The sequence below is a fragment of the Corallococcus interemptor genome (assembly GCF_003668875.1).
GTDB lineage: Bacteria > Myxococcota > Myxococcia > Myxococcales > Myxococcaceae > Corallococcus > Corallococcus interemptor.
Window position 1 is genome coordinate 1 of the sequence record NZ_RAWM01000220.1, and the last position, 7,040, is coordinate 7,040.

Sequence of the window (7,040 nt, forward strand, 5' to 3'; positions counted from 1 at the left end):
GGGGCCACGGGCCGGGGGCGTCCCGGCGAGGACACGGGCTCGCGCGCGAGCTCCAGCGGCCCGTCGTCGTCCACGGACAGGTCCAGGTCGAACTCGGTGCTGCCGCCGGAGGACCGCTGCGGCGCGGGGGGCTGCTGCGGCACGGCGCGGCCCCAGGACGACGCAGGCTCCTGGGAGAGGTCCGGGGCACGGCCCGCGGAGGAGCGCGGCTCCAATCCCAGACCCGGTGCGGCGGGACGACCACCGGAAGAGCGCGGCTCCAGTCCCAGACCGGGCACGGAAGGACGGCCTCCCGAGGAGCGCGGCTCCAGTCCCAGACCCGGCGCGGCACGCGCGGCGGATCCGGGCTCCAGTCCCAACCCGGGCGCGGAACGGCCGGCGGCGGATCCGGGCTCACGCCCCAGACCCGGGGCACGGCCAGCAACGGATCCAGGCTCACGGCCCAGTGGCGGCGCGGCGGCACGGCCGGGTGACGACGCGGGTTCACGCCCCAGCGGCGGACGCTGACGGCCCGGCGAGGACGCGGGCTCGCGCGCGAGTTCCAGTGGAGCGTCGTCATCCAGGGACGACAGGTCCAGGTCGAACTCGGCGCTGCCGCCGGAGGGCTTCGCGGGCGCCACGGGGGGCACCGCTGGCGTCACGGGGGCCGGAGGCGGAGGGGCCGCGCGCTGCACCGGCGGCACCGGCGCGGCGCGAGGCGGCGGCTCTGGGGAGACATCCGAGAAATCCAGCTCGAACCCACCCGCGTCGCTCGCGCCCGAAGCCGCGCCGTCCTCCACGGAGAGCCCCACTTCGATGGGCATCTCCTCCAGCGGCTGGCCCATGGCGATGGGCTCCTCCACGGCCGGAGCCTCGAACTCGAAGTCGAGCCCCGGCAGCGGCTCGTCGCCGTCCGACAGCATGCCCTGCACGGTGGGCGGAGGCGTCCCCGCGATGAGCTCGTCCAGCGGGATGTCCACGTCGTTCGTGGGGTCCGCGAGCGCCAGCCCCACGTCCTCTTCCGGAGCCCCCAGCGAGAACGGCTCGTCCGCGCCGCCCAGCGACAGCGGCTCGTCCGCGGCGGGAGCGGGACTGGACGGGGCATCCAGGTCGTCGAACAGCGAGTCGAGCGCGGCGCCGCCCGCGGCCGGCTGTGAAGGACGCGCGGGAGGCGGAGCGACCGCGGCGGGACGCGCGGGAGCGGCAACGGGCCGGGGCGCGGCGGGGACCGGAGGCGCGGCCACGGGCGGACGCACGGGCGCGATACCCGGCGCGGCGGCCAACGGCGCGATGCCCGGAGCAATGGACGGCAGCGGCGCGGCCGGCGCGGCGCTCGCGCCCGGCTTGCGCTGGAGCATCAGGTCCACGAGCGCGCGGCTCGCCGTATCCAGCTCCTGGAACTGCAGCCCCATGCCCGGAGGCCCCGCGGGGTCGTTCACATCGCGCACCCAGCGCACGGTGGCGGTGCCCTGGAGCACGCGCACGCCGTTGGCGATCTGCACGTCGAAGCGCACGGGCGTGCCCACCGGCTGCGGCGTGCGCGAGCGGATGAACATGCCCCCGGGGCTGATGTTGGTGGCGAACTCCTCGGTGAAGCTCCCCACAGTCTCATGCTTGAGCTTCACCAACAGACCGACCGACTTGCGGTCCGAGGTACGCCGACCTTGATCCATGGTTCAGCACTGTCGCGTCCGGGGGCCATTCCCTCAAGAGGGTTCTGGCCCCCTGCCCGTCCGTCCGGTCCCCATTCGAGACTTGCAGGTGCGCCTCTGACTTACCTGTATGTCCCCGCTATCCTGGGACTTCGCAGTCCCCAGGAGGAAGGCCCCCGATGAACGCGCTCGCCCCCGTCGCTCCGGTCCCGCTGCATGCGCGGTGGTTGGTGGACCGACGGCATGACCTGCTCTCCACGGTGGGGGGCGTGGGCGCGAGCCTGGCACTGATGGCGTTGCACGTGCTGGGGGGCGTGAGCGGGCCGCCGCTGTGGTGGGCGTGGGTGCTGCTGTTGGACGGGCCGCACCTGTTCGCGACGGTGTCGCGCACGTACCTGGACGCCCGGGAGCGGAAGACGCGAGCCCGGCTGCTCCGGGGCAGCCTGGCGTGGTTCGGGGCGGGGCCGGCGGTGTTCGCGGTGTCGGTGCTGGCCGGGCAGCGCTGGCCGTTCGCGGTGTTCGTGACGCTGGCGGCGCTGTGGGCGTACTGGCACGTGGTGCGGCAGCACTACGGCATCATGGTGCTCTACCAGCGCAAGGCCGGAGAGCGGGATGCGTGGGACCGGCGGCTGGACAGCGTGACGTTGTACGTGGGGTTGCTCGCGCCGTTCGTGGCGTTCGCGCTGACGCATCCGGGAGCGCGGCGGCGGCTGGGGCTGATGGCGGAGCCGACCTGGGAGGCCGGCGTGGCGCACGCGTGCTTCGCGCTGGTGCTGACGGTGGTGGGGGTGCTGGCCGCGAGGCAGCTGTGGCGGTGGCGCCGGGGGCTGGGGGTGAACGGGCCCAAGTTGTTGATGCTGGGGGCGGCGTTGGGGCTGACGTCGCTGGTGTTCTGGCCGTCGGTGTCGCGGCGGATGGACTTCCTGATGTTCACCGTGGCGGTGACGGCGTTCCACAACGTGCAGTACCACGGCATCGTCTGGTTCTTTCACCGCAACCGCTACCACGCGGAAGGCGTGGACCGGGCCGCGTTCGGCCACGCGCCGAAGGTGAGCCAGCGCTTCATCATCTACGCGCTCTGCGGGCTCGCGTTCACGCTGGCGTACCGGACGCTGGGCTGCGGCATGGGCGTGCACCCGGGCTGCGGCGCGTTCGACACGAAGGTGGCGCTGGGCGGCGCGGGGCTCACGCTGAGGGACTTGATGGAAGGGTTCATCTGGGGCTTCGCGCTGCACCACTACTTCCTGGACCAGTACATCTGGCGCGTGCGCAAGGACGCGGGGCTCAACCAGGACCTCAAGCTGAGCACCGCGGCGGCGGCCTGACACCCGGGCCGGAAGGCATGTCGGACCTGTGCCTATTATCCGCACATCATGGCCAGCAAACATCGACGGCGGACACCTCCTCGCCCCGCGACCGCGCGTCGCGCCGCCGCAGCACCGCCTACGTGGCCGCTGCCCATGCAGCGCATTCCGCTCAGTGAGGCGCGCAGCCATCTCAGCGCCCTCGTGCAGCAGGCGGCCACCCAGCGGCATGTCACCGCCATCACGGTGCACGATGAGTTGAAGGCGTTCCTCATCGCGCCCTCGCGGTTGGAGGCCCTGCTGGAAGCGGAGCGGAAGGCACGCACCTCCCGGAAGCGGAAGTCGAAGCTTCGCGGCTCCCTGCGCATCATGGGCGACCTGGAAGCCGCCGATGAAAGCCCCAGCCAGCGGCTCCAGCGCTCGGCCCTGGCCTCCGCGGAGGTGCTGGAGCTTGAGTGAAGGGTACGTGCTCGACACGAATGCCCTGCTCTTCTACGCGGGCAATCAGGTCCAGAAGCTGGGCTCCGCGGCGAAGCGCGCGTTCTCCGCCTTCGAACATGGACGCGGGTACATGGTGGTGCCCGCGCCCGTCGTGCTGGAGACGTGGCTGCTCGCCCAGGGTGGGAAGTTGCGTTTCCCCACGACGCTGGACGCCTGGTGGGCGGACATCGACTGTCCGGAACTGGTCCACGACCCCATGAGCGAAGCGGATGTCCGGGAGGCGGCCCGGCTCGACTGGGAACACCGTGACCACTTCGACCGGCTCATCGTGGCGGCGGCCCGCAGGCTCGGACTGCCACTGCTCACCCGCGACCGAGCCATCACCGACTGGGCGCAGGACACCGGAGGCATCGAGGTCGCATGGTAGCCAAGGTGATACGGCTCACGCCGCCAGTTCGGGCTGCGCACGGAGCGCATCGTTCAGCTCGCGCATGGGTGACTCCTTGGAATGCAGCGTGGATTTCAGAGCGAGGGGACCGCGCGGATGACGACCTTGCCGATGACGCCCCCGCGCTCGGACCGCTCGAACGCGGCTTGAGCGTCGGACAGCTCGAACACCTCCATGGGCGGAGGAAGAAGCTCCCCGGTCTGGAACATCCCCGCGAGCTCCGCGAGGTCCTTCGCGGACGGCCTGGTGACGAGCACCCGCTGCTTCTGGCGACGGAACGGATTGAGCAGGGCGGAGCCCAGGAGCAACGCGGGGGACGGCTCGAAGCCCACGTGCCGGCCGCGAGGCGCGAGGAGTCCCCGCGCGTCGGCGAAGGGCACCTTCGTGCTCAGGTCGAAGATGACGTCGAAACGCTCGCCGAGCACCGAGAGCGGCCGGGCGCGGTAGTCATGGGCCACCTGTGCGCCGTACTGCCGTGCCACGGCCAGACCCGCGGCGGAGGTGACGGCGGTGACGTGCGCGCCACGCGCCCTGGCGAGCTGGATCAACATGAGCCCCACGCCGCCCGTCGCGCCGTTGACGAGCACCCGCTCGCCAGGAGCGACGCGCGCGACGTCACGCCAGGCCTGGAGCGCCGCGAGCCCCACCATCGAAACCGCCGCGGCCCCGACGTCATCGAGCGCTGACGGAACCCGGGCAACGGACGTCGCCGCGACCGTGATGAGCTCGGCGAGCGTTCCCTCCCGCATGATCCCGGGGAAGCCGAACACGCGGTCTCCGACCGAGAAACCTTCGACGCCCGCGCCTACCGCCTCGACGACACCGGCGAAGTCCGAGCCGGTCGCCTTCGGGAAGCGGGCCCCGCTGAGCAACCGCAGCTCGCCACGGCGGATCTTCCCGTCGATGGGGTTCACCGAGACGGCCCGGACGCGGATGAGGAGGTGGTGGGCCCGGACGCGGGGCGCCGGGGAATGGGTGTGCCGCAGGACATCGAGATTGCCGAAGCGGCTGTAGGTCAGTGCGTTCATGGCCCTCAAGCTACGGGGCGGTACCCTTTCGCGGAACTTGATGGTTGGAAGGGGTATTGTTCATGCCGTGAAACTCTCCGCCTTCGACCTGAACCACGTGCGCGCGCTGCACCACCTGCTCGAGGAGGCCCACGTCACGCGCGCGGCGAAGAAGCTGGGAATCACGCCCGCGGCGGCGAGCAACGCCCTGCACCGGCTGCGCGTCGACTTCGACGACCCGCTCCTGGTCCGCAATGGGAGGTCGCTCGTACGAACGCAGCGGGCCGAGGCGCTTCGCGCCCCCGCCAAGGAGGTCATGCTGGCGGCCGGGCGGCTGTTCGACCAGGGGCGCCCCTTCGACCCGGCGACCGCGACCTGGGACCTCTACGTGACGACGTCGGACCGCGTCGCGGAGCTGCTGCTGCCGACGCTCGACCGGCTCCTCGCCGCGCGTGCTCCCGGAGCCCTGCTCACGCTGCGGACGCAGACGCCGGACCTGGGGGCGTTCCTGCGGGAGCACGGCGGGGTTGCCATCGTCCCGGACATCGCGAAGGAGCGGGACCTGCGCTCACAGCGCCTGTTCGCCGATGAGCTCGTCTGCGTCATGCGCGGAGCGCATCCGCTCGCCACCGGGCGCATATCGCTGAAGCGGTTCACCGAGTGGGAGCACGTCCTGGTGGCCCCCCTCGCGCAGTCGCGCCGGGGCGGCATCGACGCGCTCTTGGAGAAGGAGGGGTTCTCACGTCGCGTGACGCGCGTGGTGACCACGTTCTCCCTGGCCCTGCCGCTCGTTCAAGGCTCGGACCGGCTCGTCGTCCTTCCGCGCAGCTTCGCCTCCGCGCACGCGAAGGCACTCGGGCTCGTGCTCCGGCCGCTGCCTGTCCCGATGCCGCCCATCGAGATGCTCCTGGCCTGGCACCTGGGGCACGAGGGGGACCCGAAGCACGCCTGGGTCCGCGCTCTCGTACAGGACGCCGTACGCGCCGTGGGCCTGGCGTAGAGGCCCACGGCTCCGTCAGGTTCAGGGCGTCACGAGCCGCAGGAACGCATCCTGGTTCCAGGTGTCGCCCGCGCCATCGCGCTGCCAGCCGGACACCACCAGCCCGGACTCGGGCGCCGCCACCAGCGTCGTCGCCGCCAGCGAGCACGTGCCGCTCTCGCACGACTCCGGCGCCAGCGTCTTCGTGCCCAGCAGCGCGCCGTCCGCCGCGTAGCGCGTGAGCGTGTTGCCGCACGCCGCGGCCACCGGGCCCGACGCCTCCACCGCCGCCACCGTGCCCACCGACGTCGCGCCGCACGTGGGCTGCTTCACCCAGCGCTCCTGCCCGTCCGCCGTCGCCGTCAGCACGAACGGGCCGCCCTCATCCAGCGCCACGCCGTTCCACATCAGCAGGCCGACGGCCTCACCGGCCACCGCCACCGAGCCATCCGCGCCCACCGACACGGAGCCCACGCGGCCATTCACGCCCGGCACCTCGCGGCCCCACGCCAGCGCGCCGTCCGCGCCGAACGCCAGCACCACGAAGCCGCCCGCGCCCTGCGCGTCGAACGTGCGCCCGTCCACCGTCACCGGGCCCACCAGCCGCCCCGCCACCACCGACGTGCCCGTCCCTGACAGCGCCACCGCGGACAGCAGCGTGCCCTCCTTCGCGCCGTCGAACGTCTTCGTCCAGGCCACCGCGCCGTCCGCCGCGTAGCGCACCAGCCGCGGCGTGTGGGCCTCCGGCGTCCACTCCTCGCCCAGCGCCACCACGCCGCCCGCCGCGTCCGCCGCCACCGCGTAGACCTTCTGGCCCACGCGGCGCTGCCACTCGGGCTCGCCGGCCTGCGTGAACTTCACCAGGAAGCCGTCCTGCGCCTCGCCCAGCCCGAAGTCCGCCGAGTACAGGAAGGCATTGCCGGACAGGAACACCGCGCCGTCACTTCCCGTGGAGCCCGCCACGCGCAGGTCCGACAGGCGGTTGCGCTCGAACTCCTTCGCCCACCGCTTCGTCCCGTCCGCCGCGTAGCGCGACAGCGTCACCACCAGCCGCTCGCCGTCCACCTGCTCGCGGTCCTCATCCGAGCGCGGCGTGCCGGACGTCACCCACAGCACATCTCCGCCCCGCCCCACCGCCAGGCCCGCGCCGGTGTCGTCCTGCGGACCGCCCTGCGTGAGCGACCAGGGGCTCGCCGCCGGGGCCGCGGGCTTGGGGGCCTCGGCCGAGGG

At 72.7% G+C, this 7,040-nt stretch carries 7 protein-coding genes; 4 read left to right on the forward strand and 3 right to left on the reverse strand.

Annotated features, from left to right (window positions below; translation table 11 throughout):
* A partial coding sequence (locus D7X96_RS38140; RefSeq protein WP_121771939.1) for a TIGR02266 family protein occupies nt 1-1,652 on the reverse strand: 1,652 nt, incomplete at its 3' end.
* 158 nt (nt 1,653-1,810) lie between these two features.
* Between D7X96_RS38140 and D7X96_RS38145 the strand changes: the two genes are divergently transcribed.
* The 3 genes from D7X96_RS38145 to D7X96_RS38155 all read left to right on the forward strand — a co-directional run bounded on the left by D7X96_RS38145 (nt 1,811) and on the right by D7X96_RS38155 (nt 3,803).
* A complete protein-coding gene (locus D7X96_RS38145) occupies nt 1,811-2,956 on the forward strand; it encodes a hypothetical protein (RefSeq protein ID WP_121771933.1) in 1,146 nt (381 codons plus the stop codon).
* A 135-nt stretch (nt 2,957-3,091) separates the two neighbouring features.
* Nucleotides 3,092-3,394, forward strand: a complete 303-nt coding sequence (locus D7X96_RS38150) for a type II toxin-antitoxin system Phd/YefM family antitoxin (RefSeq protein ID WP_158626679.1) — start codon at nt 3,092-3,094, stop codon at nt 3,392-3,394.
* Nucleotides 3,395-3,401: 7 nt separating this feature from the next.
* Nucleotides 3,402-3,803, forward strand: a complete 402-nt coding sequence (locus tag D7X96_RS38155) for a type II toxin-antitoxin system VapC family toxin (RefSeq protein WP_158626680.1) — start codon at nt 3,402-3,404, stop codon at nt 3,801-3,803.
* A 95-nt stretch (nt 3,804-3,898) separates the two neighbouring features.
* On the opposite strand, the gene D7X96_RS38160 is transcribed toward D7X96_RS38155, so the two are convergent.
* On the reverse strand, nt 3,899-4,852 hold the full coding sequence (locus D7X96_RS38160; RefSeq protein WP_121771936.1) for an NAD(P)-dependent alcohol dehydrogenase: 954 nt from the start codon (nt 4,850-4,852) through the stop codon (nt 3,899-3,901).
* A gap of 67 nt (nt 4,853-4,919) precedes the next feature.
* Between D7X96_RS38160 and D7X96_RS38165 the strand changes: the two genes are divergently transcribed.
* Nucleotides 4,920-5,831 (forward strand): LysR family transcriptional regulator, encoded by a 912-nt coding sequence (locus D7X96_RS38165; RefSeq protein ID WP_158626681.1) that lies wholly within the window; start codon nt 4,920-4,922, stop codon nt 5,829-5,831.
* A gap of 21 nt (nt 5,832-5,852) precedes the next feature.
* Here the strand turns inward: D7X96_RS38165 and D7X96_RS38170 are convergent.
* Nucleotides 5,853-7,040: hypothetical protein (locus D7X96_RS38170; RefSeq protein WP_121771938.1), on the reverse strand; the 1,188-nt coding region annotated here is incomplete at its 5' end.

Excerpts from the sequence above, each read along its gene's own strand:
- D7X96_RS38145 (WP_121771933.1), top strand. The coding sequence starts at position 1,811 with ATGAACGCGCTCGCCCCCGTCGCTCCGGTCCCGCTGCATGCGCGGTGG.
- D7X96_RS38150 (WP_158626679.1), top strand. The coding sequence starts at position 3,092 with ATGCAGCGCATTCCGCTCAGTGAGGCGCGCAGCCATCTCAGCGCCCTC.
- D7X96_RS38160 (WP_121771936.1), bottom strand. The coding sequence starts at position 4,852 with ATGAACGCACTGACCTACAGCCGCTTCGGCAATCTCGATGTCCTGCGG.